This is a genomic window from Cryobacterium sp. TMT2-18-2, from assembly GCF_004402245.1.
GTDB classification, from domain to species: domain Bacteria; phylum Actinomycetota; class Actinomycetes; order Actinomycetales; family Microbacteriaceae; genus Cryobacterium; species Cryobacterium sandaracinum.
In genome coordinates this window covers 25,596-50,182 of record NZ_SOFU01000004.1, presented here as the reverse complement: position 1 = coordinate 50,182, position 24,587 = coordinate 25,596, and the positions used below count along the sequence as shown (strand labels likewise).

Sequence of the window (24,587 nt, the reverse complement as noted above, 5' to 3'; positions counted from 1 at the left end):
CCTTGATATTCACACAAAGCGATAGTCAGACAAGCGGTGGCCAGCAGGAGGGTGCTGGGAGGAAGAGTCATGCTCAGCCGATGGCCGGCTCGAGTGCACCCGGAGCGGTGGCATGAACGGAATCGTTGTAGCGGTAGAGGCGGGGCGGCCGATGCGGTACGCCGGCCACGCGCTGGCCGGTGTCAACCACGGTGCCTGACCCCTCGATCGTGCGGCGGAAGTTGGCCGGGTCAAGGGCCTTCTGCAGCACGGCCTCATGCACCTCGCGCAGCTGCGCGAGCGTGAAGGTCTCGCCCAGGAACGCGTGCGCGATGCGGGAGTACTCCACCTTGGTGCGCAGGCGCCAGAGTGCGTATTCCACGATGAGGTTGTGGTCGAAGGCGAGCGGCGACAGGTGGTCGGCCGGAAACCACCGCACGTTCTCGTCCTCCACGGCCAGCGCCGCCTCACCGGACTCGACAAGCGCCCAGTAGACCACCGAGACGACCCGGCCGCCGGGGGAACGCCCCGGATCCCCGAAGGTGTAGAGCTGCTCGAGGTACTTGGGGGTCAGGCCTGTGGTCTCGCGCAGGGCGCGCGCGGCTGCGCCGGCCAGGCGCTCATCGGCCGGCAGGCCGCCGCCGGGCAATGCCCACTGGCCGAGGTAGGGTTCCCGGGTGCGGCGCACAAGCGGCAGCCACAGGGTCGAGTGGCCGGATTCCGGATCCGGCCGCAGGGCGAAGATGACCGTCGACACGGCGAGGGCCGCCTCAAGTTGGGTGTTCATTCGCGCATCCACTGCCATTCACCAAGTAAAGGTCATTGTGACTCTAACTGAATGGACTCATCTTATAGTCACTCTGACCAGAAGTCACGCCCTGTGGTGCTGCGCGCGGGTCCGGTCAGCGGGCACGCGGCAGTGATGTCGGTGTTGACGCGGCAACGCGGCGAGCGTTCCTGCCGGTGAGACCCCAGATCGTGACACGGGCCATCGCCTCGGCCACGATCGCGGCACTCATCTTCGAGGAACCGACGGTGCGCTCCACGAACGTGATCGGCTTCTCGACGACGCTGAGCCCGGCCCGAACCGCATGCAGCAGCATGTCGATCTGGAAGCAGTAGCCCAGGCTCTCGACGCCGGAGAGGTCCATTCGCCGGAGGGCATGCGCCGTGAAGACGCGGTAACCGCCGGTGACGTCTCGCTGGGGCAGCCGGAGCAGTACACGCGAGTAGACCGATCCGCCCCGCGACAGCAGGCGCCGGTGCCACGGCCAGTTCCGCACCATTCCGCCCGGGACCCAGCGGGAGCCCAGCACCACATCCGCCGTCTCCGCTGCCTCGAGCAGGGTCGTCAGTTGCTCTGGCAGGTGCGATCCGTCGGCGTCGAGCTGCACCAGTCGGTCGTAGCCGCGGGAGAGCCCCCAGGCGAAGGCCTCGAGATAGGCGGCTCCGAGGCCGCTCTTCCGGGAGCGGTGCAGGGCGTGCACCTGGGAATCGGTGGCGGCCAGCGCGTCAGCCAACCGCCCCGTGCCGTCCGGAGAGGAATCATCGACGACCAGAACGTCGGCCGCCGGCACGCTCGCGCGCACCCGGGCCACGATCGACGCGATGTTGCCCTGCTCGTTGTAGGTCGGGATGATGATCAGAGTCCGAGCCATGGGGCTACCTTGTCATTTCGATGATCTGCGTGCGGTTCAGCATGGTCGACTCGGCGACCGTGAACCCGAGTTGTTGCAGGGTGCGGATGTTGTCCCCCCGCCTATTCTCACCGCTGGCCTGGTTCTGCAGCACCCAGACCCGGTTCGTGTCGGTGAGGCGGTCGGTCACCTGCTCCAGCGGCACAGCCACGTCCCACAGATCGTTGGTGGCGTCGAATGGCACCGCGAGGGTGACGTCCCGCAGGCCCTCGAACGCGGCCGGGTAGAGCCGCAGGGCGAGGCGGGGCTTGCGGGAGGGCCGCACGCTCTCGTCGAAAACGACCGCGTCTCCGGGCTGCGCGCCGGCCCGCACGACCTCGGACGCCTGGCGCAGGTCACTGCCGTAGTTCTTGCCGAACTCGCCGCGCTGGTCGAGATAGGTGGGCAGCATGAGAGCCGTGATCAGGCCCAGCGCGGCGGCCCGCGGCCAGAGCGGCCGGAGGCAGGCGATCCCCATGGCGATGGCGATCGCCGCCGCCGGCGTGCCCACCGACAGGTACCGCAGCGAGTACATCGGCGTGACGAGGTGCGTGCCGATCAGGAGCGCTGCGCTCGGCACGATCAGCCAGGCAAGCATGACCGCCAGAGAGGCCCTGGTCGCTGTTGGTGCGGCCCGCCGCCCGCGCACGGCGAAGACCATCACGACCGCCAGCAGGATCAGACCCCACGCCAGAACGGCCAGCGGTACGTTGCCGAACCACTGGTGCACTGCGGCGGTGAGCACGGCGATCGGCGGGCGGCGCCCGATGAAGGCGATCTGATCGCGCTGCTGGAGGCTGGCCGCCATCACGGGGGCAGCCAGGGCGAGCCCGGAGGCCGTGGCCAGGGTCCAGGCGCGAATGGCCGCCCACCTGTCGCCCTCCGGCGATATCAGCAGCACGGCGAGGCCGAGCACCGGGATCAGCAGCAGCACAAAGAGGAAGAAATAGATTCCCAGGGCCAGCAACGCGGTGTAAGCCGCCCAGAGCGCGAAGCGGGTGGCGCGATCCTGAGAGCGGCTCCGTAGCAGGTGCACCAGCAGAACGGTCAGCCACACCACAACTGCCGTGGCGACGGCGGCCGAACGGGCTTCGGCGCCCATGTAGGTGACCCGGGGGAGAACCGCGAAAACGATGGCCGCGAGCACGCCGACCCGGTGGGAGAACAGGGTGCGTGCCAGCACGAAGGTGCCTGCCGTCGCGACGCCGACAAAGAGGGCGCTCAGCCCGCGAGTCGCCAGCTCGGAAGAGCCGAAGAGCCCGATCCAGACGTGCAGCAGCAGATAATAGGCGCCGTGCACCGCGTCGACGTTGTCCAGAAGTCGAAAGAGCTCCGGCAGGGAACGTTCCGCCGACATCACGCTGGCCGCCTCGTCACCCCAATACGAGGGGCGCCACGATCCGGCCACCGAGACGAGGAAGCCGAGCAGTCCGAGGAGCGCTGCCAGTCCTTCGGTTCGGCGCAGGGGCAGGGTCAGCGCCTCGGGGCGAACCAGGCGCGAGACCAGCGGAGGGGAAGACACGCATATACGTTAGGCCACCCCGCTGAACCCTGGAACCCAGGTCCGGTGCGGACCGAGGGGAACGGATGTCGCAACCCCGGCCGAGGCGTTACCGGCGGCTAGGCTGACGCCATGATCGATCCCTTCGAGACGTGCGATCCTGCTCCCGCTGCCTCCGGCGCTGCGGCTGCCCTGGGGGTTGCGGTGGCGCAGTTCGCCCCCGGCCGCGAGCCGGCCGTGAATCTTGCCGCCATGCGTACCCTCGCCGAGACGGCCGTCGGCCGCGGGGCCCGGCTGGTCGTCTTCCCCGAGTACTCCTCTTTCTTCGAACCGGTCCTGGGGCCCTCCTTCGTCGCCGCGGCCGAACCCGTGGACGGCCCCTTCGTGGCCGCCCTCGCCGCGCTCGCGGCAGAACTCGGCGTTCATATCGTGGCCGGCATGCTGGAGGCCGCGGATGACCCGAGCCGCTTCTTCAACACCCTCGTTGCGGTGGGTCCGGCCGGCGAACTCGTTGCGAAGTACCGCAAGCTGCATCTCTACGACGCTTTCGGTGACCGTGAATCGGACTGGGTGCGGCCCGGAGCCGTGGAGGAACCCGAGACGTTCGAGGTGGTGGGACTGCGGGTGGGACTGCAGACCTGCTACGACATCCGTTTCCCGGAGGTGACGCGCCGCCTGGTCGACGCGGGGGCCGAACTGGTGCTGGTGCCCGCCGAGTGGGTGCGGGGACCGTTGAAGGAACAGCACTGGCGCACGCTGCTGACAGCGCGTGCCCTGGAGAACACGGTCTACGTGGCGGCCGCCGACCACGCCCCGCCGGTGGGCGTCGGCAACAGCATGGTGGTCGACCCGATGGGCGTGGAACTGGTCACCATCGGCGAGACAACGGATGTCGCCGTCGCCTGGGTGCTGTCGGAGCGCCTCACAGCCGTGCGCGCCCGCAATCCCTCGCTGGCCCTGCGCCGCTTCGCGGTCGTGCCCCGCTGAGCGTGAAGCCAGCTCAGAGTTCGGTGGCGATGGTGTCCTGCGAGGCGGGCGCCGCGCGCACCGTGAACTTCTGATCCGGGCGATGACCGCGGTCGGTGCGCTCCGGATGTTCGGGTTCACCCATCGCCCGCTCCTCGCCGGTGGCCACCAGCCCCTGGGAACTGTTAGCGGAACGGGTGAGCTGGGCGAGCCACAGCGGGTTGATGCTCGGCGGCTGACCGCCGGAGAACTTGAAATACAGGGGAATGGCCGGGTGCAGCCACGCGGAACTGCGACCGTTTCCGGCTTCGGCGGCGTTGCGCCACGAGAGCAGGAAGCTTTCGCCCCGGCGGAGTTTCTGTACGATCACGATCTGGAGATGCGCCAATATCCGGTCGTCGAATTCAACCGTGACCCTGTCATACGTCAACGAACCCATGGGGAGCCGCTTTCAATCGGTGGGGGCTGTTCAGAGGCCGGCCACACAGGGTGACCAGATCTCAGGACTGATCCTCAGTTTGGTCGCTCTGAACCCGCTTGACAAGGGAAACAGCCGTGGCGCGGGATCGTCCAGGACACAGCGACTCCTACTGCGGGAACACGCCTGACCGGGACAGGCATCCGTTCGGCAACAGGTGGAGCAGCGTCTCATATGGTTTCTCCACATGCGCGAAGTGCCCGGTGCCCGGAACCGTGACCAGATCGAAGCCGCGGATGACCGCGCGGAGCCTGGCCGCATCCGTCGCCGCCACGAAAATGTCGGCGTCACCCTGGGTTGCGTGCACGGCGCACTCGATCCGGGCCCAGCGGTTGGGGTCGTAGGTTCCGGCGAGGTCGGATGCCACAGCGAACGCCTGCGGGCGAAGCTCGGTCGCAAGGGCCCCAATGACGCTCTCGTGCAGCAGCTCCGGTCGGCGGAACAGCGGCGCCGCCAGCGTGCGCAGCAGCCCGGTGCGGTGGAGCAGGCGGATCAGACCGTGGCCGGCGCGCCCGGCCCGGGCGATGGCCCGCAGCACCGGCAGCAGGGCGCTGTACCCCGGCAGCGCGGCGAACCGGGCGACCGGGTGCCGCACGGTGTCGATCACCGAGAACGTCGTGGCCGAGACGAGGCCGACGAACGCGGTCGACCGGGTCTCGCTTGCGGCAAGTTCGAGTGCCACGAAGCCGCCGAGGGAGTGGCCGATCACGGTCCAGGAGCGGTAGCCGAGTGCACAGGCGATCTCGGCCACTACCGCAGCGGTTGCCTCGATGGAACGAGAGGGTCCCGCCGCCGGAAGCGGCGAGTCCCCCCAGCCGGGCAGGTCGGGGATGATCAGGTCGGTCAGGCCGAGACCGGAGGCGTCGGCCGCGGCCAGCAGCGGCGTCCAGGTCGTCCAGGATCCCGCGGCGCCGTGCAGCAGGATGGTCGCGGTGTCGCTCCCGGTACGGCGGCCGTGCCGCACCGAAACCGTTGCCCGGCGCAGCCGCATGGAGCTCGTGGTCAGTCCGAAGGCCCGGGCGTCGGACGACAGAGGGAACGGGCAGTATCCGGTGCGGTCCGGGTCCCTCCGGGTCGGTGCCTCCGGGGTCGGTGCACCCGGGGTCGTGAAGCTCCGTGGCGACGTCGTCGGCCGGGTCCTGGCAATGGTGCTCATAGTGCTGGTTCGGTGCGTCGGCTCCTGTGGATTGCCCGACCGTGACGGGTGAGGGGAATGCGCGGGAGAGCAGGGCCGTTGGCCTCAGCGGAAGATGCTTCCCCCTGTCCGAGACGGCGCACGCGCCATTCGGCGAAACCCTGACCCACAGAAAGAGCTATTCGTGAATCTTTTCTCCCCGTTGTCCCTCGGCGACCTGGAACTGCCCAACCGACTCGTCATGGCGCCGCTGACCCGGGTTCGGTCCGGAATCGAGGGCGTTCCCGGCCCCCTTGTCGTCGAGCACTACAAGCAGCGTGCCTCGCTCGGCTTGATCGTGACCGAGGGCACCTACCCCAGCCACGCCGGTCAGGGCTTCCCCGGCCAGCCGGGGCTGGTCACTCCCGAGCAGATCGCCGGCTGGACCAACGTCGCCGACGCCGTGCACTCCGCCGGCGGGCGCCTGGTCGCCCAGGTCATGCACGCGGGCCGCGTCACCCACGAGGGCACCAACGGCGGCCGCGAGGTCGTGGCTCCCAGCGCCATCGCCATCCAGGGCGAAACCCACACCTACGCAGGAAAGGCTGCCTACCCGGTACCGCACGCCCTCACACTCGACGAACTCCCCGGCGTGATCGCGGACTTCGTCCAGGCCTCCCGTAATGCCATCGCCGCGGGACTCGACGGCGTCGAGATTCACTCCGCGAACGGTTACCTCCTGCACGAGTTCCTCTCGCCGGACTCCAACCAGCGTGACGACATCTACGGCGGCTCCCCGCAGAACCGGGCCCGTTTCGTCGTCGAGGTCGTCACCGCGGTGGCCGAGGCGATCGGCGCCGGCCGCGTCGGCATCCGGGTTTCGCCCGAGCACAACATCCAGGATGCCCTCGAAACGGATGCCGCCGACCTTCTGGCCACCTACGGCGCGCTCGCCGACGCACTCGCTCCGCTGGACCTTGCCTACCTGAGCATCCTGCACCGCGAGCCGGCCGGCGAACTGGTGCAGCAGCTGCGTGTCCGTTTCGAGGGGCCGCTCCTGGTGAACAGCGGCTTCGGCGAGGTCACCGACCGGGACGAGGCGATGGCCATCATCGCCGACGAACTGGCGGATGCGGTCGTCGTGGGCCGTGCCGTGATCGCCAACCCCGACCTCGTGTCGCGCTGGCTCAAAGACCTGCCGCTGAACGCTCCCGACCCGCTTACCTTCTACGGTGCCGGAGCCGAGGGCTACACGGACTACCCCGCACTGGCGCACTAGAATTCCCCTCCGACCGCTCCAAAGCGGCGGCTGCCGGGCGGCTAACGGGCGATGATGCCGGCCAGCTGGGCGGCGGCGCGCTCGAGCACGTCCACCTTTTTGCAGTAGGCGAATCGCACCAGCGAGGCATACTCGGACCGGTGCGCGGCGGAGCAGAACGCGCCGATCGGAACCGCGACCACCCCGGCGAGATCGGGCAGCACCCGGCAGAACTCGGCGCCGTCAGGGTAGCCGAGCGGCGCGGCATCCGCCACGATGAAATACGACCCCTGAGGTCGACTGACCGTGAACCCCGCTTCGATCAGGCCGCTCTCGAGAACGTCACGCTTGGCCCGCAGGTCGGCGGCGACACCGGTGAAGAAGGTGTCCGGCAGGTCGAGGCCCCGCGCGATCGCCGGCTGGAAGGGCGCGCCGTTCACATAGGTGAGGAACTGCTTCACGGCCAGGATTGCGGTGACAAGAGCGGACGGGGCGGTGAGCCAGCCGATCTTCCAGCCGGTGGTGTTGAACGTCTTCCCAGCGGAGGAGATCGTGATGGTGCGCTCGCTCGCGCCCGGAATCGTTGCGACGGGCACGTGGGCGACTCCGAAGGTGAGGTGCTCGTAGACCTCGTCGGTCACGATGAGCGCGTCGTGACGGTGTGCGAGGGACACGATGAGTTCCAGGGTCTCGCGCGGCAGCACGGCACCGGTGGGGTTGTGCGGATTGTTCACGATAATCAGTCGGGTGCGGTCCGTGATGGCGGCGCGTAGTTCGTCGGGGTCCGGCTGGAAATCGGGTGCCCGCAGGCGCACCGTGCGATGGATGCCCCCGCCCAGCGCGATCAGGCCGCCGTAAGCGTCGTAGAACGGCTCCAGCGTGACGACCTCGTCGCCGGGTTCGAGCAGTGCGAGAATAGTCGCCGCCAGCGCCTCGGTGGCACCCGCCGTCACCAGGACCTCGGTATCCGGATCGACGGACAGGCCGTAGAACCGGTGCTGATGCCGAGCGATGGCGCCTCGGAGCACGGGCAAGCCGCGCCCCGGCGGGTACTGGTTCGCACCGTCGGAGATCGCCTGGCGTGCGGCTTCGAGAACCTCGGCAGGGCCGTTCTCGTCGGGGAATCCCTGGCCCAGGTTGATGGCGCCGGTGCGCAGGGCGAGGGCACTCATCTCCGCGAAAATGCTCGCGGCGACGGTGCCGTCCGCGGCGAGCAGGCCGGCCCCACGGGCCGTGCGGCGCCAGGCCCCGGAGATTGTCATGATGTCACCAGCATGGCTCCAAACTACGACATGTGGAAAGTTCGAGCGGGGCTGCGCCGGATGCCCTAGGTTGGCCGCATGCGGACCGTGCAGCGCGACCTCTTCGTTCTGAGCTCGCTGCTGCTGCTCGGCACACTCGCGCTGACCGGTTGCACGCCCGAACCGGCGCCCCCAGCGCCCCAGGCGTCTGAGACGAGCGCGCCGACGGATTCCCCCGTCTTCGCGTCCGATGAGGAAGCTCTGGCTGCGGCTACCGAAGCCTATGCGGCGTATCTGGCTACCAGTGATGCAGCGGGGGAGGCCGGTACGCCGTCGCGAGATCTCTTCTTGAGCCTCAGCTCCGGAAGAGCCCATGAGGAGGAACTTTCCGTTGCGACGTCCTTTGATGAGCGCGGGTGGAAGCAGATCGGCTCTACCTCTTTTGACTCAATGGCTATCCAGTCCGTCGAAATTAACGCAGAGAAGAACTGGGAGATAAGGGTCTATGTATGTCTCGATGTATCGAAAAGCGACATCGTGGATTCTTCAGGCGTTTCGGTCTCTCAGCCCGACCGCCCGCTGAGGATGCCATTGGAAGTTGCCTTCGTCGGAACTGACCAACAAATTGACCATTTTCAGATGACGGAGTCGCAGGTATGGTCCGGATCAGATTTCTGTTAGTCGCAGCGATCGTCATGCTGCTCGTAGCTCCTTCGTCGATCTCGGCTGCCGCTGCAGGGGATAGCTGTCTTCCCAAACTGTTGGTCTCAGGTTTATGCCCGGAGGCTAACGGGGCCATCAACAACGGCGGGGTGGACCTTTCTGCGGGGTACGAGACCGGCGGGGGACAGGGGTCCGGGAGTGATGCCGGTGGCGGAGAATCCGGGGCGAGTGGGTCCGGTTCCGGCAGCGGCAACGGCAACGCCGGTGGCGGCCAAGTCGGTGCAGCACCCGTCGTCGATCCGCTGGCGTTCGTGCGTGACGACTTCACGGTCAACTGCATTCCGGGGTCGCCGTGCGACCCGAACCTCGTGGTGAGGGTTAGCGATCTGGTCAACTTCCAGCCCGCGGCGCCGTCCCAGACGATGGAACCGCGCGGCTGGAGCGTGGCGGGCTTGCCCGCGAACTTCATCGCGTCGGCATCCGAGCACTCCCGTACCGGCGCCTTGCTGGGCTATCCGGCGGAGGTTCGTTTCACCCCGGTCGGCTACCGCTGGACCTACGGCGACGGTGCCCAGGCAAGCACGAACTCGGGCGGCGCGACCTGGGCGGCACTGGGCCTGCCGGAATTCTCCGATACCGCCACCAGCCACGCGTTCGCCCGGCCAGGAAGCTATGCCGTCGTCGTCGCGGTGGTGTACTCGGCCGAGTATCGCTTCGCGGGCCTTGCCTGGCGGCCGGTGCAGGGTACGTTGTCGACTTCGGCCAGTCCGATCGGCGTGATCGTGGGGGATGCCCAGACGGTGCTCGTCAACCTCGAGTGCACGACAAATCCGGCCGGTCCGGGTTGCTAACTGTGGGGATCGACCCGGCACCGCTCAAGTCACGGCGTCGTCATTGAATGCTCCCAGGCTGCACAGATCATTCGTTCAGGTTCAGGAGTCAAGGTGGAAACGCTTGGAAGGAGCACACCATGACCGACAATCCGCAGGCACCCGGCACCACTCCCGATCCCGACGACGCAGTCCCATTCGAAGTCAATGCGGCCGGCGAGGCTTCCGTCACGGCCCAGCCCTCTGCGGATCACTCCTCCGGTGGCACCCCCGACGACGAGAAGCCGACCGAGGTCATCCCCGACACAGTTTCTGCTTCTGAGCAGTCGCCGGCCCAGCCCACCGCCACCTCGGCCCAGCCCACGCGCGCCTACGCCACGGATGCTTTCGGTCGTCCGGTCGAGGAAAGCACCACCTCGAATCCCTACGCGCCGAACACCCAGCCGCAGTCCCACGCCCATCAGACCGGGTACACCGCCGACCGGCCCGGCGGCCCGCGCATGCAGCCCCGCCGCTCGGGTAATATCGCCCTGATCGCGGCGCTCGCCATCGGCGCTCTCGTCGGAGGAGCATCCGGCGCCGGCGTCACGGCCTTCATGGTCACTAACCAGACCGCCGGAATCCCGACCAGCCAGGCCGACGGTCCCAGCACGGTCGTGGTCAACAACACCGACAGCGTCAACCAGATCACGGCGGTCGCCGCCAAGGCCACGCCCAGTGTCGTCACCATCGCCGCCTCCGACGGCAGCTCCGGCGGAACCGGTTCCGGCGTCATCCTGTCCGAAGACGGCTACATTCTCACGAACACGCACGTCGTCACCCTCGACGGCGCCGCCGCCGAAGCCAGCATTCAGGTCACCGCCAGTGACGGCAAGCTCTACGCCGCCACCATTGTCGGCACCGACCCGGTGTCCGACCTCGCCGTGATCAAGCTGGACGGGGCGAGCGGCCTGACGCCGATCAAATGGGCCGATTCCGGCAAGCTCAACGTCGGTGACAGCGCCATCGCGATCGGCGCACCGCTCGGCCTCTCCGGCAGCGTCACCGACGGCATCGTCAGCGCACTGAACCGCAGCATCTCCATCGCCTCCTCGGCTGCCCCGTCGACACCCGAGAACTCCGCACCCGACGAAGAGCAGAGCCCGTTCTTCTTCGACCTTCCCGACCAGAACGGCGGCCCGGCCCCGGCTCCCTCCACCGGCAGCATCTCACTCTCGGTCATCCAGACGGATGCAGCGATCAACCCCGGCAACTCCGGCGGAGCCCTACTCAACGCCAAGGGCGAGCTGATCGGCATCAACGTCGCCATCGCCAGCGCGGGCGGCGACTCGGCGGCCGCCGGAAGCATCGGCGTGGGCTTCTCCATCCCGTCGAACCTGGCCAAGCGTATCTCCGACGAACTGATCGCCACGGGCACGGCCACCCACGGTCTGCTCGGCGCCAGTGTCACCAGTGCCGCCGGCAGCCCGGAGAGCGCCACCGTCGGCGCCCTGATCAGCGAGGTCTCGGCGGGCGGTGCAGCGGAGAAGGCCGGACTGCGAAAGGGTGACATCGTCACCAACCTCAACGACCTACCCATCACCGACGCGAACGACCTCACCGCTCAGGTGCGCGCTCTCGCTGCCGGCGAGACGGCCGACCTCACCTTTGTGCGCGATGGAAAGTCGTCCACGGTATCCGTCACGGTCGGCGAACTCTCCAGCTGACCACTCGCTCCTTCCAGAGAACGACAGCTGCGCCGCCGGTGGATCACCGGCGGCGCAGCTGTCGTTTGCGGCCCCGATGCAGGCAGGAAACACCCGGCTGGTAGGCTCTAACATCCCTCCAGAAGAATGGAACTATGACCAGCCAGGATCCCTCATCCGGAGCCGCATCCCTGCTCGGGGTTTCCTATGTGATGCCGGTGCTGAATGACGTGACCCATGTGCGCGCCGCCGTGACCAGTCTGCTCCGCCAGGACTACTCGGGGCCCTTCGAGGTCACCCTGGCCCTCGGCCCGAGCATCGACGGCACAACCGAACTGGTTGAGGAGATGGCCGCGGTTGATCCGCGCATCCGCATCGTGGCGAACGAGATCGGCTCCACCCCGGCAGGCCTCAATACGGCTATCCGCGCCTCGCAGTACGCGTTCGTCATTCGCGTCGACGCCCATTCGGTGCTGCCGCCGGACTACGCCCGCATCGCCGTGGAGACGCTAGAGCGTACCGGCGCCGACAATGTCGGCGGCGTCATGGACGCCCAGGGCGAGAGTCCGTTCCAGAAGGCCGTCGCCTGCGCTTACGGCACGAAGATTGGTCTCGGCGGCACGCCCCTGCACATCGGAGGCCCGGAGGGCCCCGCGGAAACCGTCTACCTGGGCTGTTTCCGGATGGACAGCATCGTGCGCGTCGGCCTCTTCGACGAGGGCATCAAGCGCGGCCAGGACTGGGAACTCAACCGCCGCCTGCGCGACCAGGGCGGCATCGTCTGGTTCACACCCCGGCTCCGGGTCGTCTATCGGCCCCGGCCGAGTCTGGCCCGGCTGGCCCGGCAGATGGTGTCCACCGGCCTCTGGCGAGGGGAACTCGCCCGCCGCTATCCCGAGGACAACGGCATCCGTTACTTCGCCCCACCCGTCATGGTCCTGGGTGTCACTGTCGGCACTCTGGCAGGCCTGGCCGGCCTGGTTCAGCTCCTCACCGGGGCGAACCCGTGGTTGCTGCTCGGTCTTCTGATTCCCGCCGCCTACCTGGGGCTCGTCGCCGTGGCCGCTGCCCTGGTGACCCGGCCGGACGGGTTTCGTGCCGGGCTGTGGTTTCTCGTAGTCTTGCCCTGCATCCACTTCTGCTGGGGAATCGGCTTCCTGCTCGGGTATCTGAAACTCACCACCAACATCACGGCCCATACCGGAAGGCACCAATGACGTCAGCGAATCCCGCGGCGACTCGACCCTCCTCAATCGGCGAGCTGCGCCGGGTGGCCCAACCGCCGGAAGTTCGGCTGCGGTCCAACGCCGAGCACTGGACGGCGTCGCTCTACCTGCGCGACATCTCCCCGTATCTGACCTGGCTGCTGTTGAAGACCTCCATCTCGGCGAACGGCGTCACCGGCCTGATGATCCTGGTCGGCTGGGCCACGGCGACCGCGCTGCTCATTCCCGGCGTCTGGGGCGCGATGCTCGCCCTCCTTCTTGGGCAGCTACAGATGTTGGTCGACTGCTCCGACGGGGAGGTCGCCCGCTGGCGCCGGCAGTCCTCCCCGGCCGGTGTGTTCCTCGACAAGGTCGGGCACTACACGACAGAGGCCCTCATCCCGATCGCGTTCGGGATCCGTTGCGCCTTCTACCCGTTCGAGGCCCCCGCCGACTTCCTGTGGACCACGCTCGCACTGCTGCTCGCCCTGATCATCGTGCTGAACAAGGCACTCAACGACATGGTGCACGTGGCCCGAGCGAACGCCGGCCTCACCAGACTCGCCGATCGCAAGCACGAGCAGACCCCGACGTCGAGCCTCATCGCCCGCGCCCGCCGCTTGGCCCGGTTCCTCCCATTCCACCGGCTGTACCATTCTGTCGAACTGACCATGCTGATCTTCGTCGCCGCGGTCGTCGGCAGCTTCCTCGGCGAGCCGACGGTCGACCGGTTCGTGCTGGTCGTGCTCGTCCCGCTGGCCTTCCTCTCACTGGTGGGTCACTTCGTGGCCATCATGGCGTCCACGCGTGTCCGGTCCTAACGCGTCACCGGTCGGGCCCGCCCTGCCGACCGTGGGGGTCGTGCTGCTCACCCAGGGCACCCGTCCCGACGACCTTGCCCGCGGCATCCGAAGTCTGCTGGCCCAGCAGGACGTTCTCCTGGACATCGTGTGCGTGGGCAATGGCTGGCAGCCGACCGGGCTGCCGGACCAGGTGAAGACGCTCGGCCTGCCCGAGAATCTGGGCATTCCGGCCGGCCGCAACCGCGGGGTCTCCCGCATCGCGGGCGAGTTTCTCTTCTTTCTCGACGACGACGCCAGCATCCCGGACCCGCACTTTCTGCGAGATGCCATCGACATGCTGCGGGCGGATTCGACCATCGGCCTCCTGCAGCCCCGGGTGGTCGACCCGGCCGGGATCGCGTCGCCGAGACGCTGGATTCCGCGCATCCGCAAGGGCGCGGCCACCCACTCCAGCAACGTCTTCTCGGTCTGGGAGGGTGCCGTGCTACTACCCCGGGCCGCCTTCGACGCCACCGGGGGCTGGGCCGAGCCTTTCTTCTACGCCCATGAGGGCATCGAGCTGGCCTGGCGTGTCTGGGACCTGGGCCTGCGCGCCTGGTACGCCGGCGAGCTGGAAGCGAATCATCCCGTGATCGAGCCCACCCGGCACGCCGACTACTACCGACTGAACGCGCGCAACCGGGTCTGGCTGGCCCGCCGCAACCTCCCGGTCCTGCTCGTGCCCGTCTACACCGGGTCCTGGCTTCTGATCCAGGTGCTGCGCTGGGCCCGAAATCCGGGCGCGCTACGCGCCTGGCTCGCCGGTTTCCGCGAGGGGTGGACCACCGACCCAGGGGAGCGGCGTCCCCTCAGGGCGCGCACGGTATGGCGGATGACGCTGGCCGGCCGGCCGCCTATCGTCTAACGATTCCGTCGTCACGTCCCCTTTGGGGGGCCAGCGGCTCTCGGTCGAGTGGCATCGTCGGTACTCTTGATGGGTGGGTATTCAACGAGACGTCAGGCTTGGGCTCAAGCTGGTCAGGGACGTCACGGCGTCCCGCAAAGCACAGCGGCTGCTGAACGGGCGGCTGTCCACGCGTGAGCCGCTGCCCCTGAATCACTTCAAGATCGCGGTCTACTTCGCCGACGGCGACGTCAATCTGTACCAGATGCGGCAGTGGTACAAGCCGCTCGCGAAGCTCGCCGAGACCTGGCCCGTCCTGGTGCTGAGCCGCAGCGGGGCAGGTGCCCTGCCGCTGATCGATGAGTCTCCGCTCCCGGTTGCCTACGTTCGCCGGGTCGTCGACCTCGAGCGGGTGCTGGCGCAGCAGGACATCCGGATCGTGTTCTACGTGAACCAGAACACCCGCAACTTCCAGATGATGCGCTACGGGGGCCGCTGGCACGTTTTCATCAACCACGGTGAGAGCGACAAAATGTACATGGTCACGAACCAGATCAAGGCCTACGACTACGCCTTCGTCGCCGGCGACGCCGCGATCGCCCGTCTCGACAAGGTGCTCTGGGACTACGACTTCGACAAGCGCGCCCTGAAGATCGGCCGCCCCCAGGCTGACTTCTACTCCGGGGCGACGCCGTTCGCCCCGGATGAGCGCCAGGTCATCCTCTACGCTCCGACCTGGGAAGGCGACCGGCCCGCCGCCGCCTACGGCTCGATCGCGTCCCACGGCGTTGCCCTGGTGACGGCACTGCTGGCCTCGGGCCGGCACCGCGTGATCTACCGCCCGCACCCCCGCAGCGGTGTGGTGAGCAGCGAGTACGGCGCGGCGAACAAGACCATCATTGCGGCCATCGCGACGGCGAATGCACGGGATGCTTCGGCCCGGCACATCTACGACGCGAGCCCCGACCTGGGTTGGCAATTGTCGGCAGCGGATGTCGCCATCGTCGACATCTCGGCGATGGTCTACGACCGGCTGGCCTCGGGCAAGGCCCTGATGGTGACCCGCCCGGTAGACCCCTCCGCTCAGATCGACTCGAGCGGCTATCTCTCCGACTGCGAGTGGCTGAGCGTCGACGATGCGGGGAGTATCCTCGGCGTTCTCGACGATCTCACCCATGACAGCGAGGCCCATGACCGGCTCAAGATCTGGGTCGAGCGCTACTTCGGCGATACCGGTCCCGGAGTCGCCACGGAGCGGTTGCACGCCGCCGTGGCACACCTGATGGACGAGTGGGAGCGCTTTGACGTCTCCCACCCGCAGGCCGTGAGCCTGGACGTGGCCGAACCGGCCATCGACGCGCCGACGGACGAGGTCAGCGACGTCGATAAGCTCTAGTCTGCACGGGGCGGTGTCGGCGTGGTCGGGTCGGGTGCGCCGGGCATCCGTCGCCGGGGGGACAGCCGGCCGGACAGGCCGGTCAGCGACGGCCGAGTGATCCCGGGGATGCGGCGGACAGGCGATTCCCGAACGACGATCCGCACCCGGGGGTCCAGTTCCTCACGGAAACCGACCGGCGGCTGGCCGAATGCGAGCCGCGACGAGTGAACGACCCGCGAGCCCAGGATGTGGTTGCCGGCACCCCCGATGATGGCGCCCACGCCGAACGGCAGGGCCTTGCCGATGAAGCTGGCGCCGCCCTTGGCGGCGAATTGCCGAATGAAGCTGCTCTTCAGCCGGTCGGTCAGCGGTCCCATGATGGCCCGGGGAATGCTGGTCGTGACGAGTTCGCCCCAGTAAGCGGTGCGCGGGACGCCGGAGCCGGAGACCTGGCCGGCCAGCTGGCGCACCAGGTCTGAGCCTTCGCGGCCGAGCATCATAGTCATCACCAGAGCGCGTGCCCGCTCGGGGTCCTCGACCGTGATGCCGTGCACCTCGCTCACCGACTGCGTGAACAGGGCGGTGGCCTCGAGGAACCCGGCCGTCTCCACGCCGGAGATGGCCAGGGTGACGGCGGTGCCGACCCCCGGGATGACCGCCGTCGCGCCGACCGCGGCACCCCCGGCGGTGACGGCGGCGAGGTAGCGCCGCTCCAGGATCTGGATGATCTCCACGGGCGACGCCTGTGGGGAACGGCGGCGCACGGAACGGATGTGCGCGAGCACGGCAGGACGGTGGATCGCCATCACGCGGTCGAAGCCCGTGACGATCCCGGTGGGGAGCTGGCCGCCCCTCGGCAGGCCGCCCGTCTCGGAAATAATCGGCTTGGTTTTTCTGGCCATCAGAGTGCCCTCCCTCAGTGTCCCGATGAGTTTACGTGCCCCGGCTGGGTGCCACTGGCGGAAAACTCGGTGCGCGCCTATACAAGGAGAATGCCTGAGCCGAAGTCAGAAGCATCCCGAATCCTCGGAGTCCGCCTGCGTCGGCGGAGGCGGCAACTGTCCCTCAATCAGGAGGCCGTCGCCCACCTGGCCGGCCTCAACGTGTCCAACTACGCGCGGATAGACCGGGGACATGGCAACCCCACCTTCCACACCCTGATCCGGCTCGCCACAGTGCTCGGCATTGAGCCGGGCGATCTGATGACCGGGTTCAATTCCGCTCACCTGCCGCCCTCCCGGGACGGCCTGGAAGATCCGGATGCCGTGATCGCCTCGGCCCATTAGGCCGGCTTGATGCCGTATTGCGAGTTGTAGAGCGCCAGCACCTCGGTGATGGGGGCATCCAGAACCAGCGCACCCTTGTCTAGGTAGAGGCCTCGGGTGCAGAAGCGCTTGAGGTCCCGCTCGTTGTGGGACACGAAGAACAGAGTTCGCCCACCGGCGAGCAGTTCCTCGATCCGCCGGTAGCACTTCTCCCGGAACGCCTTGTCGCCGACGGCGAGCACCTCGTCCACGAGCAGGATGGGTTCCTCGAGCCGCGAAATCACGGCGAACGCGATGCGCACCTTCATCCCACTGGACAGGTGCTTGTAGGGCGTGTCGACGAAGTCGGCGATCTCGGCGAAGGCGATGATCTCGTCGAAGCGCGCCGCGATCTGCTTCTTCGTCATCCCGTGCAGGCCCGCGGTCAGGTAGACGTTCTCGCGCACCGTGAGGTCGTCGACAAAGCCACCGGTGATCTCGATCAGCGGGGCCACACCCTCGGTCACACGCACCGAGCCCTCGTCGGGCAGCACGACCCCGGTGACCAGCTTCAACAGGGTCGACTTACCCTGCCCATTGCGACCGACCACGCCGATCGCCTCGCCGCGCCGCACCGTGAACGACACGTTCCGCAGCGCCCAGAACTCGTTCGGGCGGATGCGCCGCCTCCGGGCGGCGAACAGGTCCTTGAACGAGCGCCGACCGCGTCGATTGCGGCGGAAACGGATGCCGACACCCCTGAGGGTGATCACCGGTGCCGACACTAGATCTCCTTCAGGACGGCGCGCTCGGTGCGCGTGAAGACAACCAGGCCGACGACAAGGAAGAGGACCGACATCAGCGCGCTGATCAGCACGAGAAACCAATCAAGCTGTTCGGGGAAGAACGCGGCCCGGTACAGGCTGAACAGGCCGCTGAGCGGATTGAAGCCGGCCCAGAACTGCAGTTCCGTGGGCAGGTCCGCGGTTCCGTAGATGATCGGCGATGCATAGAACAGGAAGCGGAGGATGAGCTTGACGGCCCGTTCGAGGTCGCGGAAAAAGACCACGAGGGGAGCGACGATCAGCCCGATCCCTGCGGTCAGGATCGTCTGCAGCAGGATCGCGAGGGGAAAAAGGGCCGCACCCGCGCTGAGTTCCGCCCCGGCGACGAGTGCGAACAGCAGAAGCACCGGGATGGACGCCACAAACTCGATGCCCTTGGACAGCACGAGCCGGTTCACCCAGATCGTGCGGGGGATTCGGGTGGATCGAATCAACTTCGCCTCGCGCAGGAACGCGCGGGTGCAGTCGGACACGGTGCCGTTGAACCACATCCACGGCAGTAGCGCCGACAGCAGGAAGACGATGTACGGTTCGTTGCCCACCGTGCGCTGGAATACCTGGGTGAAGACGAACCAGTAGATTCCGGCCATGACCAGAGGGTCGAGAATCGACCAGAAGTAACCGAGCAGCGACGTCGAGTAGCGCACCCGCAGGTCCCGCTGTGTGAGCAACCAGAGGGAATGACGGTACCTGGCGAAAGACGTGCGCTGCTCGGGGCGCACTTCGGCGTAACTACTCACGCGCTCTATCGTAGGGGCGCGACGCGCGCCCCTACGCGAACGGCGCCGCTACACGAAGAGGTTCGCCCGTTCGAGATCCTCGGCGAAGTCGACCTCGACCGCGTAGAAATCGGAGATGTCGAGAGGCTCGACCAACAGGTTGTTCTTCTCGATCGCGAGTTCGATGCCGCGCTCGAAGTAGTCCTGGTCGGCGACCTTCGTCAGGTGATGGAGCAGTACGGCCTTGTACGCGCTGGAGATGTAGTTGATGCCCACGGCCTCGCCCAACCCGCCAGTGAGGGTCTTGGAGAGTTCTTTGATGTAGCCCTCGGCGCTGGTCGTGTACTTGACCTCCTCGTCGGACACCTTGGAGGTGTTGACGGTGACGAAGGACTGGTCTCGAGCGACCATCGCGGCAGCGCGGTCCAGAATGGCCGGGTCGAAGACGACGTCGCCGTTCATCCAGAGCACACCGCCGGTGGTGGACGCCTGGAGAGCGCGCATCAGGCTCTTCGAGGTGTTGGTCTGGTCATACTCTTCGTTGTAGACGAAGGATGCCTGCGGGAAGGCCTCGATGATGTGCTCGAGCTTGTAACCGACCACGATGGTGACCTTCGCCTTCTTGCCGAAGGCGTGCGCGATGTTGTCGAACTGCTGCTGCATGATCGTTCGACCGTCGTTGAGTTCCGTGAGCGGCTTCGGAAGCGAACGACCGAGTCTGCTTCCCATACCTGCTGCCAAAATGACTACCTGGGTGGTCACGATTGTCTCCTCAAAAAAGAATTCGAGTGACCGAGACTCCCTCAGATTTAGATCGAGTTTGTCTAGGGTTCACTTGTAAGTTCACGTATAGACACACCGTTATGCCAACTCGAGAGTACCCTATGCCCTCGGTCGGGGGGAAGGGCGGGCTCCTTTCCGTGTTGCTTTCGTGACACGGGCGCCCGTGGCTGGACAGGGCCTGACTGTGTTTCCGAGTGACCCCCGAAACCTGCGTTGTCAGACGGTCCTTGGTAGGTTAGCGAGGTGACTCCAGCGCCCCCGACATCCGAGCCCAACGAGCAGAAGGTGCCCTCTTCTGCACCAGATTCTGCTGAAATACAGGCCACGACGCCGGCTGTTGTGCGCACGGTCCCGGTGCGCAAGGCCCCTGTTCCCAAGGCGCCGCCGCGCACGAAGGCTACCCCCCGTGTAGCCGCCGGGCGACCGAGTACGGCCCGCGCAAAAGCGGCTGCAGAGGCGAGGGAGGACGCCCCCGGGGCGCCCCTTCCGAAGAAACCCGCGGCCAGGACGACCCCAAAGCCCACACCGAGACCGGCCCCGAAAAGACCCGTCGCAGCGCCGGAGTCTGACTCTGACGGCATCTCGCCGGCGGCCGACGCCCCGACACTCGCCACTCCTCCCATTACCGCGGCTGCCAGGACCGCGGCTCGCACGACGTCGGCTCGCACGACGCCAGCACGGGCCACGGCCGCGCGCACGGCAGCGGCTCGCACGACGCCAGCACGGGCCACGGCCGCGCGCACGGCAGCGGCCAAATCTGAGTCCGTCGTGAAAACCGGTGTGGCCCGGTCCAGCGCGGCCAAGGCCAGCGCAGCGCGGGCTGCGGCCATCCGGGCGGCGACCTTGGCCGCGGCCGCGGCCGCCGTCGCCGAACCTGACGCGGAGCCTGCCACGCAGGTTCTTCCGGAGTTCATCCCGTCGCCGGGCGAGGAGGCCGAGCCGGTCCTGGTCGCCGCGCTGTCCGTGCCCCAGCCATTCGCTGCCGACGCATCCGGTGCCGACGCATCCGTTTCGGCAAGCATCGAACTCATGCCCGAAACGGAGCTGCTGCCCGGGTCCGCCGAAACGGAGCTGCTGCCTGTCCCCGCCCCCGCTGCCACGAAACCGCCCGTCGTGAAACAGGCCTCCCGCAAGCGCGCCCGGGTGATTGCGCCGACTGCGCTCGCTCTCGCCCCGCCGGTTGTGCTGGCGGTCAGCGGTCTGCACAAGAGCTTCGGCCGAACCGTGGCGGTATCGGGCATCGACCTCGAGGTTCGCGCCGGGTCGTTCTTCGGGATCGTCGGACCCAACGGCGCCGGCAAGACAACGACGCTCTCCATGGTCACCGGGCTGCTCCGGCCGGATGCGGGCACCGTCACGGTGAACGGCATCGACGTCTGGGGGAGCCCGATGGCCGCCAAGCGCATCATCGGCGTTCTGCCTGATCGACTGCGCCTGTTCGACCGCCTGACCGGAGCCCAGCTGCTCTATTACTCCGGGGTGCTCCGGGGTCTCGACGACGTCACCGTGCGGCAGCGCGCGGCCGACCTGGCAACCGCCTTCGGTCTCGAAGACGCGCTTAATCGCCTCGTCGCCGACTACTCGGCCGGCATGACGAAGAAGATCGCACTCGCCTGCGCGATGATCCATTCGCCGCGGCTGCTTGTGCTCGATGAGCCGTTCGAGTCCGTCGACCCGGTCTCCGCCGTCAACGTCACGGAGATCCTGCAGAAATACGTCGCCAGTGGTGGAACGGTCGTGCTGTCGAGCCACGGAATGGATCTGATCCAGCGCGTTTGCGATCATGTCGCCATCATCGTGGAGGGCGCGGTGCTGGCCTCCGGCACCATCGACGAGGTTCGCGGCGAAAAAACGCTCGAGGAACGGTTCATCGAGCTGGCCGGCGGACGAAAGGTGGCGGAGGGCATGGAGTGGTTGCACAGTTTCTCGGACTGAAAGTCCACCTACTCGCCAATCTGTTCCGGCGCAGCCCCTGGCAGGTCGTCGGCATCGTGATCGGCCTGCTCTACGGCCTCGCCCTGGCCGTCGGCCTCTTCGTAGTGCTCGTCGGGCTGCGCTTCACGGGAGATCCCGTCGCCATTCGCGACGGCCTGGTCGTCGCTGGATCACTCGTCGTGCTCGGCTTCCTGCTGTTCCCGCTGGTCTTCGGAATCGACGACACCATGGACCCGCGCAAATTCGCGACCATGGGCATCCCGACCCGGAGGCTGTCGCTCGGTCTGGCGCTGTCCTCTCTGGTCGGGGTGCCCGCGTTCGTGCTCGCGGTCGTGCTGCTCGGCACGGTCGTGACCTGGTCCCGCGGCCTCTTGGAGACGGTGCTCGCCCTCGTATCCGCCATCCTGCTGCTGGCCACCTGCATGCTCGGGTCCCGGGTGAGCACGTCGTTGGGGGCGTTCTTGCTGGCCACGCGTCGATCCCGGGAATTCACCGGAATCATCGGAGTGCTGCTTCTGGTGATGATCGCCCCCGTCGTGCTTCTGGCGCTCAACTTCGATTGGGGTCGCTACGGCCTCGACCTGATCGGCGGGCTGGCGGGCATCCTCGGCTGGACGCCCCTCGGTGCGGCCTGGGCCGTTCCCGGAGATGCCTCCACCGGGCTCTGGGGTGCGGCCGTGCTCAAACTGTTGATGGCCGCGGCAACGACGTACCTGCTGTGGCTGACCTGGCAGGGCCTGGTGGCACGGATGCTCGTCACGCCCGGCCGTGAGGCTCAGGTCCGCCAGTACGGCGGGCTCGGGTGGTTCGACAGCATGCCGCACACTCCGATGGGTGCGATTGCGGCCCGTAGCCTCACCTACTGGCGCCGCGACTCCCGGTACTGGATGTCGGTGATCGTCATCCCGGTCATCCCTCTGATCGTCATCTTGCCGCTGTCATTCGCGGGGTTGCCGATCTCCTACCTCGCTCTTCTGCCGGTGCCGTTGATGAGTGTGTTCCTGGGCTGGACCCTGCACAACGACGTCGCCCTGGACCACACCGCGGTCTGGCTGCACGTGGCCTCCGGCACCCGCGGATTCGAGGACCGGATGGGGCGGTTGGTTCCCGCACTCTTCGTGGGAATCCCGATGATCGCGGCGGGGTCGGCGATCAGTGTGTCGGTCTACGGCGACTGGGCGGTGATGCCGTCCATCCTGGGGGTGAGCACCAGTATCCTGCTGACCGGGCTCGGGCTCTCGAGTTATTCATCGGCGCGCTTCCCCTATCCGGCGACCAAGCCGGGAGACAGCCCTTTCGCTCAGCCTCAGGCGTCGGACACGGCGGCCGCGCTGATCCAGTCGTTCACGTTCGCGGGGTCGATCCTGCTTTCGCTCCCGGCTCTCGCGTGCGCGCTGCTCGGCGTCTTCGTCGACCCGGTCTGGAACATCCCGGCGCTCGTGCTGGGTGTCGCCATCGGTCTGATCACGCTCGTGGGCGGGGTCTTTCTGGGTTCGCTCGCGTTCGAACGGCGCGGGCCGGAGATGATCGCCTCCGCCGTGCGGGCCTAGGCGTCCTGACGTTCGCGTGGCGCGCGTGCTGCGCCGCTGCGCCGGTGGCACGCCACGCGCGGAGGGGCGCAGCTCCCGCGCGACTCGCTCGCGGTATCCGCCCGGCTCCGGCTCGCGGGCAGGATCAGGCAGGCCTGCCGGTGCGCCCGCGGGTTGTTTAGACTGAGTGCATGACTGATCACTTTCGCGCGAGCATCGCAGAACCCGGAAACCCCGGCACCGGTGGCGGCACCTCGACGCTCGACCGTGAGCTCGAGCAACTCCTCAACCAGGAGCACATCGAGCCGGGCGACCACGAGCGTTTCTCGCATTACGTGCCCAAAGACAAGATTCTCGAATCGGCCATTTCCGGCAAGCCGGTGCGCGCCCTCTGCGGCAAGAAGTGGTTGCCCGGACGCGACCCGGAGAAGTTCCCGGTCTGCCCGGCCTGCAAGGCCATCTACGAGAAGATGAAGGCCTGACCTGTCGGTTGAGCGCTATAGGTACAGGGTCGGGATGACCGGGTCGCCGCGCCCGAGGCGGAAGGCCTCGATCGGCAGTTCCTGCATGACGGCTGCGTGGTGCGCGCGGGCGCGGGTCGTGCCGGCCGCCCCGAGGTAGCTTTTGTCGATCACGCCGTCGGTGATCAGAGGCACCAGCAGCACGCGGTCCCGGGCGGAAGGCTCCGCGGGCGGAGTGGAGCCGGCCGGATCCTCGCCGATCAGGACGACCTCGGCGCGCGCGATCCCGGCGGAGTCGAGCCGTCGCACGGCCCGCTTTCGGCCGCCGACCGAGCTCTTCGCGGGCGAGGTCTTGGCGACGGGCACCCAGTCGCCGGCGTCGTCGCGGTGCGCGACGAGTTTGTAGACCATCCCTGCGGCGGGGGAGCCCGAACCGGTCACCACCGATGTACCCACGCCGAAGGCGTCCACGGGCGACGCGGACAGAGCGGCGATGGAGAACTCGTCGAGGTCGCTGGTGACGGTGATGTGCGTGTTGACGGCACCGAGCGAGTCCAGTTGGCTGCGGGCCTCGGCCACCCTGGTCGGCAGGTCGCCGGAGTCGATCCGGATCGACCCGAGCGCAGGTCCGGCCACCCTGACGGCCAGTTCGATGCCCGCGGCGACGTCGAAGGTGTCCACGAGCAGGGTGGTGGCCGGTCCGAAGGCCGCGACCTGGGCACGGAAGGCGTCCTCCTCGCTGTCGTGCAGGAGAGTGAAGGAGTGGGCGGCGGTGCCCATGGTGGGCACGCCCCAGCTGCGGCCGGCCTCCAGGTTACTGGTCGAGGCGAAACCGGCGATGTAGGCGGCCCGGGCGGCGGCGACCCCGGAGTACTCGCCCGTGCGGCGCGAACCCATTTCGGCGAGGGGGCGGCCCAGGCTGACCGAGACCATCCGTGCGGCGGCGCTGGCGACGGAGCTGTCGTAGTTGAGCACGCTGAGAATCAGGGTTTCGAGAATGACGCATTCGGCGAAGGTGCCGTCCACCGTGATCAGGGGAGAGCCCGGGAAGTAGACCTCGCCTTCCTGGTAGCCCCAGATGGTGCCGCGGAAGGCGTAGTCGGCGAGCCAGTCGATGGTGGGCTCGCGCACCACACTGTTGTCTCTCAGCCAGGTGAGTTCGGCATCCGTGAACCGGAAGGCCCGAATGAGATCGAGCAGCCGCCCGGTGCCGGCCACGATGCCGTAGCGGCGGCCGGAGGGGAGGTGCCGGGCGAAGGCCTCGAACTGGCACTCTCGTCCGGCGGTTCCGCTTTGGATCGCGGCGTCCACCATGGTGAGTTCGTAACGGTCGGTGCGGAATGCTGAGGATTCGGTCACCCGGAAAGCTTATCCGCCCCGCCCCGCCCGGCCCGGTACGTGTTCTTGTCGG

The 24,587-nt window shown here is 67.6% G+C and carries 24 protein-coding genes; 13 read left to right on the top strand and 11 right to left on the bottom strand.

Annotated features, from left to right (window positions below):
- Nucleotides 1-73: 73 nt before the first annotated feature.
- The 3 genes from E3O22_RS00625 to E3O22_RS00615 all read right to left on the bottom strand — a co-directional run bounded on the left by E3O22_RS00625 (nt 74) and on the right by E3O22_RS00615 (nt 3,177).
- Nucleotides 74-766: an NUDIX domain-containing protein gene (locus E3O22_RS00625; protein WP_134394287.1), complete on the bottom strand. Its 693-nt coding sequence runs from the start codon at nt 764-766 to the stop codon at nt 74-76.
- Between the two features lie 115 nt (nt 767-881).
- A complete protein-coding gene (locus E3O22_RS00620; protein WP_134394286.1) occupies nt 882-1,637 on the bottom strand; it encodes a polyprenol monophosphomannose synthase in 756 nt (251 codons plus the stop codon).
- Nucleotides 1,638-1,641: 4 nt separating this feature from the next.
- Nucleotides 1,642-3,177: a glycosyltransferase family 39 protein gene (locus tag E3O22_RS00615; RefSeq protein ID WP_134394285.1), complete on the bottom strand. Its 1,536-nt coding sequence runs from the start codon at nt 3,175-3,177 to the stop codon at nt 1,642-1,644.
- 111 nt (nt 3,178-3,288) lie between these two features.
- Between E3O22_RS00615 and E3O22_RS00610 the strand changes: the two genes are divergently transcribed.
- Nucleotides 3,289-4,143 (top strand): carbon-nitrogen hydrolase family protein, encoded by an 855-nt coding sequence (locus E3O22_RS00610; protein WP_134394284.1) that lies wholly within the window; start codon nt 3,289-3,291, stop codon nt 4,141-4,143.
- A 13-nt stretch (nt 4,144-4,156) separates the two neighbouring features.
- Here the strand turns inward: E3O22_RS00610 and E3O22_RS00605 are convergent, their stop codons facing one another.
- Together E3O22_RS00605 and E3O22_RS00600 are read right to left on the bottom strand one after the other, a co-directional pair.
- Entirely contained in the window at nt 4,157-4,561 is a 405-nt protein-coding gene (locus E3O22_RS00605) for an ATP-dependent DNA ligase (RefSeq protein WP_233191304.1), read from the bottom strand.
- Nucleotides 4,562-4,709: 148 nt separating this feature from the next.
- Nucleotides 4,710-5,756 carry an alpha/beta fold hydrolase gene (locus tag E3O22_RS00600; RefSeq protein ID WP_134394283.1) on the bottom strand — a complete coding sequence of 349 codons (1,047 nt, stop codon included), beginning with the start codon at nt 5,754-5,756 and terminating at the stop codon, nt 4,710-4,712.
- A gap of 163 nt (nt 5,757-5,919) precedes the next feature.
- On the opposite strand from E3O22_RS00600, the gene E3O22_RS00595 reads away from it, so the two are divergent.
- Nucleotides 5,920-6,993 (top strand): alkene reductase, encoded by a 1,074-nt coding sequence (locus E3O22_RS00595; protein WP_134394282.1) that lies wholly within the window; start codon nt 5,920-5,922, stop codon nt 6,991-6,993.
- Between the two features lie 41 nt (nt 6,994-7,034).
- On the opposite strand, the gene E3O22_RS00590 is transcribed toward E3O22_RS00595, so the two are convergent.
- Nucleotides 7,035-8,234 (bottom strand): aminotransferase class I/II-fold pyridoxal phosphate-dependent enzyme, encoded by a 1,200-nt coding sequence (locus E3O22_RS00590; RefSeq protein WP_134394281.1) that lies wholly within the window; start codon nt 8,232-8,234, stop codon nt 7,035-7,037.
- Nucleotides 8,235-8,312: 78 nt separating this feature from the next.
- On the opposite strand from E3O22_RS00590, the gene E3O22_RS00585 reads away from it, so the two are divergent.
- From E3O22_RS00585 to E3O22_RS00555, 7 genes are all read left to right on the top strand, one after another.
- Complete coding sequence (locus E3O22_RS00585; protein ID WP_134394280.1) at nt 8,313-8,894, top strand: hypothetical protein; 582 nt, start codon at nt 8,313-8,315, stop codon at nt 8,892-8,894.
- Between the two features lie 131 nt (nt 8,895-9,025).
- Nucleotides 9,026-9,727 (top strand): hypothetical protein, encoded by a 702-nt coding sequence (locus tag E3O22_RS00580; RefSeq protein ID WP_134394279.1) that lies wholly within the window; start codon nt 9,026-9,028, stop codon nt 9,725-9,727.
- A gap of 119 nt (nt 9,728-9,846) precedes the next feature.
- Nucleotides 9,847-11,412 carry a S1C family serine protease gene (locus E3O22_RS00575; RefSeq protein WP_134394278.1) on the top strand — a complete coding sequence of 522 codons (1,566 nt, stop codon included), beginning with the start codon at nt 9,847-9,849 and terminating at the stop codon, nt 11,410-11,412.
- Between the two features lie 134 nt (nt 11,413-11,546).
- Entirely contained in the window at nt 11,547-12,608 is a 1,062-nt protein-coding gene (locus E3O22_RS00570) for a glycosyltransferase family 2 protein (RefSeq protein ID WP_241976457.1), read from the top strand.
- Complete coding sequence (locus E3O22_RS00565; protein WP_134394277.1) at nt 12,605-13,417, top strand: CDP-alcohol phosphatidyltransferase family protein; 813 nt, start codon at nt 12,605-12,607, stop codon at nt 13,415-13,417. The genes E3O22_RS00570 and E3O22_RS00565 overlap by 4 nt, the downstream gene beginning before the upstream one ends.
- A complete protein-coding gene (locus E3O22_RS00560) occupies nt 13,404-14,303 on the top strand; it encodes a glycosyltransferase family 2 protein (protein ID WP_134394276.1) in 900 nt (299 codons plus the stop codon). Before E3O22_RS00565 ends, E3O22_RS00560 begins: the two co-directional genes overlap by 14 nt.
- A gap of 73 nt (nt 14,304-14,376) precedes the next feature.
- Nucleotides 14,377-15,678: a hypothetical protein gene (locus tag E3O22_RS00555; protein WP_134394275.1), complete on the top strand. Its 1,302-nt coding sequence runs from the start codon at nt 14,377-14,379 to the stop codon at nt 15,676-15,678.
- On the opposite strand, the gene E3O22_RS00550 is transcribed toward E3O22_RS00555, so the two are convergent.
- Nucleotides 15,675-16,562, bottom strand: a complete 888-nt coding sequence (locus E3O22_RS00550; protein ID WP_174722027.1) for a hypothetical protein — start codon at nt 16,560-16,562, stop codon at nt 15,675-15,677. The two genes, E3O22_RS00555 and E3O22_RS00550, sit on opposite strands and share 4 nt — an antisense overlap.
- 90 nt (nt 16,563-16,652) lie before the next feature.
- Here E3O22_RS00550 and E3O22_RS00545 point away from each other — a divergent pair, with 90 nt between their 5' ends.
- The gene (locus E3O22_RS00545; RefSeq protein WP_134394274.1) at nt 16,653-16,946 is read left to right on the top strand and encodes a helix-turn-helix domain-containing protein; all 294 of its coding nucleotides are present in this window, start codon (nt 16,653-16,655) and stop codon (nt 16,944-16,946) included.
- On the opposite strand, the gene E3O22_RS00540 is transcribed toward E3O22_RS00545, so the two are convergent.
- From E3O22_RS00540 to E3O22_RS00530, 3 genes are read right to left on the bottom strand one after another with little or no spacing between them, the layout of a single operon-like run.
- Nucleotides 16,943-17,689, bottom strand: a complete 747-nt coding sequence (locus tag E3O22_RS00540) for an ABC transporter ATP-binding protein (protein ID WP_134394273.1) — start codon at nt 17,687-17,689, stop codon at nt 16,943-16,945. The genes E3O22_RS00545 and E3O22_RS00540 overlap by 4 nt on opposite strands.
- The gene (locus E3O22_RS00535; RefSeq protein WP_241976456.1) at nt 17,689-18,489 is read right to left on the bottom strand and encodes an ABC transporter permease; all 801 of its coding nucleotides are present in this window, start codon (nt 18,487-18,489) and stop codon (nt 17,689-17,691) included. Before E3O22_RS00535 ends, E3O22_RS00540 begins: the two co-directional genes overlap by 1 nt.
- A gap of 48 nt (nt 18,490-18,537) precedes the next feature.
- On the bottom strand, nt 18,538-19,230 hold the full coding sequence (locus E3O22_RS00530) for an NTP transferase domain-containing protein (RefSeq protein ID WP_134394272.1): 693 nt from the start codon (nt 19,228-19,230) through the stop codon (nt 18,538-18,540).
- Between the two features lie 789 nt (nt 19,231-20,019).
- Between E3O22_RS00530 and E3O22_RS16205 the strand changes: the two genes are divergently transcribed.
- The 3 genes from E3O22_RS16205 (at nt 20,020) to E3O22_RS00515 (ending at nt 23,197) form a co-directional block, all read left to right on the top strand.
- Nucleotides 20,020-21,186 carry an ABC transporter ATP-binding protein gene (locus E3O22_RS16205; protein ID WP_241976455.1) on the top strand — a complete coding sequence of 389 codons (1,167 nt, stop codon included), beginning with the start codon at nt 20,020-20,022 and terminating at the stop codon, nt 21,184-21,186.
- Nucleotides 21,162-22,736, top strand: a complete 1,575-nt coding sequence (locus E3O22_RS00520; RefSeq protein ID WP_241976454.1) for a PAM68 family protein — start codon at nt 21,162-21,164, stop codon at nt 22,734-22,736. The genes E3O22_RS16205 and E3O22_RS00520 overlap by 25 nt, the downstream gene beginning before the upstream one ends.
- 170 nt (nt 22,737-22,906) lie before the next feature.
- Nucleotides 22,907-23,197, top strand: a complete 291-nt coding sequence (locus tag E3O22_RS00515) for a DUF3039 domain-containing protein (protein ID WP_104171578.1) — start codon at nt 22,907-22,909, stop codon at nt 23,195-23,197.
- A gap of 15 nt (nt 23,198-23,212) precedes the next feature.
- Here the strand turns inward: E3O22_RS00515 and E3O22_RS00510 are convergent, their stop codons facing one another.
- Complete coding sequence (locus E3O22_RS00510) at nt 23,213-24,535, bottom strand: nicotinate phosphoribosyltransferase (protein ID WP_134394271.1); 1,323 nt, start codon at nt 24,533-24,535, stop codon at nt 23,213-23,215.
- Nucleotides 24,536-24,587: the final 52 nt, after the last annotated feature.

Excerpts from the sequence above, each read along its gene's own strand:
- E3O22_RS00585 (WP_134394280.1), top strand. The coding sequence starts at position 8,313 with ATGCGGACCGTGCAGCGCGACCTCTTCGTTCTGAGCTCGCTGCTGCTG.
- E3O22_RS00570 (WP_241976457.1), top strand. The coding sequence starts at position 11,547 with ATGACCAGCCAGGATCCCTCATCCGGAGCCGCATCCCTGCTCGGGGTT.
- E3O22_RS00610 (WP_134394284.1), top strand. The coding sequence starts at position 3,289 with ATGATCGATCCCTTCGAGACGTGCGATCCTGCTCCCGCTGCCTCCGGC.
- E3O22_RS00575 (WP_134394278.1), top strand. The coding sequence starts at position 9,847 with ATGACCGACAATCCGCAGGCACCCGGCACCACTCCCGATCCCGACGAC.
- E3O22_RS00625 (WP_134394287.1), bottom strand. The coding sequence starts at position 766 with ATGAACACCCAACTTGAGGCGGCCCTCGCCGTGTCGACGGTCATCTTC.
- E3O22_RS00600 (WP_134394283.1), bottom strand. The coding sequence starts at position 5,756 with ATGAGCACCATTGCCAGGACCCGGCCGACGACGTCGCCACGGAGCTTC.
- E3O22_RS00550 (WP_174722027.1), bottom strand. The coding sequence starts at position 16,562 with ATGGCCAGAAAAACCAAGCCGATTATTTCCGAGACGGGCGGCCTGCCG.
- E3O22_RS00605 (WP_233191304.1), bottom strand. The coding sequence starts at position 4,561 with ATGGGTTCGTTGACGTATGACAGGGTCACGGTTGAATTCGACGACCGG.
- E3O22_RS00590 (WP_134394281.1), bottom strand. The coding sequence starts at position 8,234 with ATGACAATCTCCGGGGCCTGGCGCCGCACGGCCCGTGGGGCCGGCCTG.
- E3O22_RS00565 (WP_134394277.1), top strand. The coding sequence starts at position 12,605 with ATGACGTCAGCGAATCCCGCGGCGACTCGACCCTCCTCAATCGGCGAG.
- E3O22_RS00515 (WP_104171578.1), top strand. The coding sequence starts at position 22,907 with ATGACTGATCACTTTCGCGCGAGCATCGCAGAACCCGGAAACCCCGGC.
- E3O22_RS00620 (WP_134394286.1), bottom strand. The coding sequence starts at position 1,637 with ATGGCTCGGACTCTGATCATCATCCCGACCTACAACGAGCAGGGCAAC.
- E3O22_RS00545 (WP_134394274.1), top strand. The coding sequence starts at position 16,653 with ATGCCTGAGCCGAAGTCAGAAGCATCCCGAATCCTCGGAGTCCGCCTG.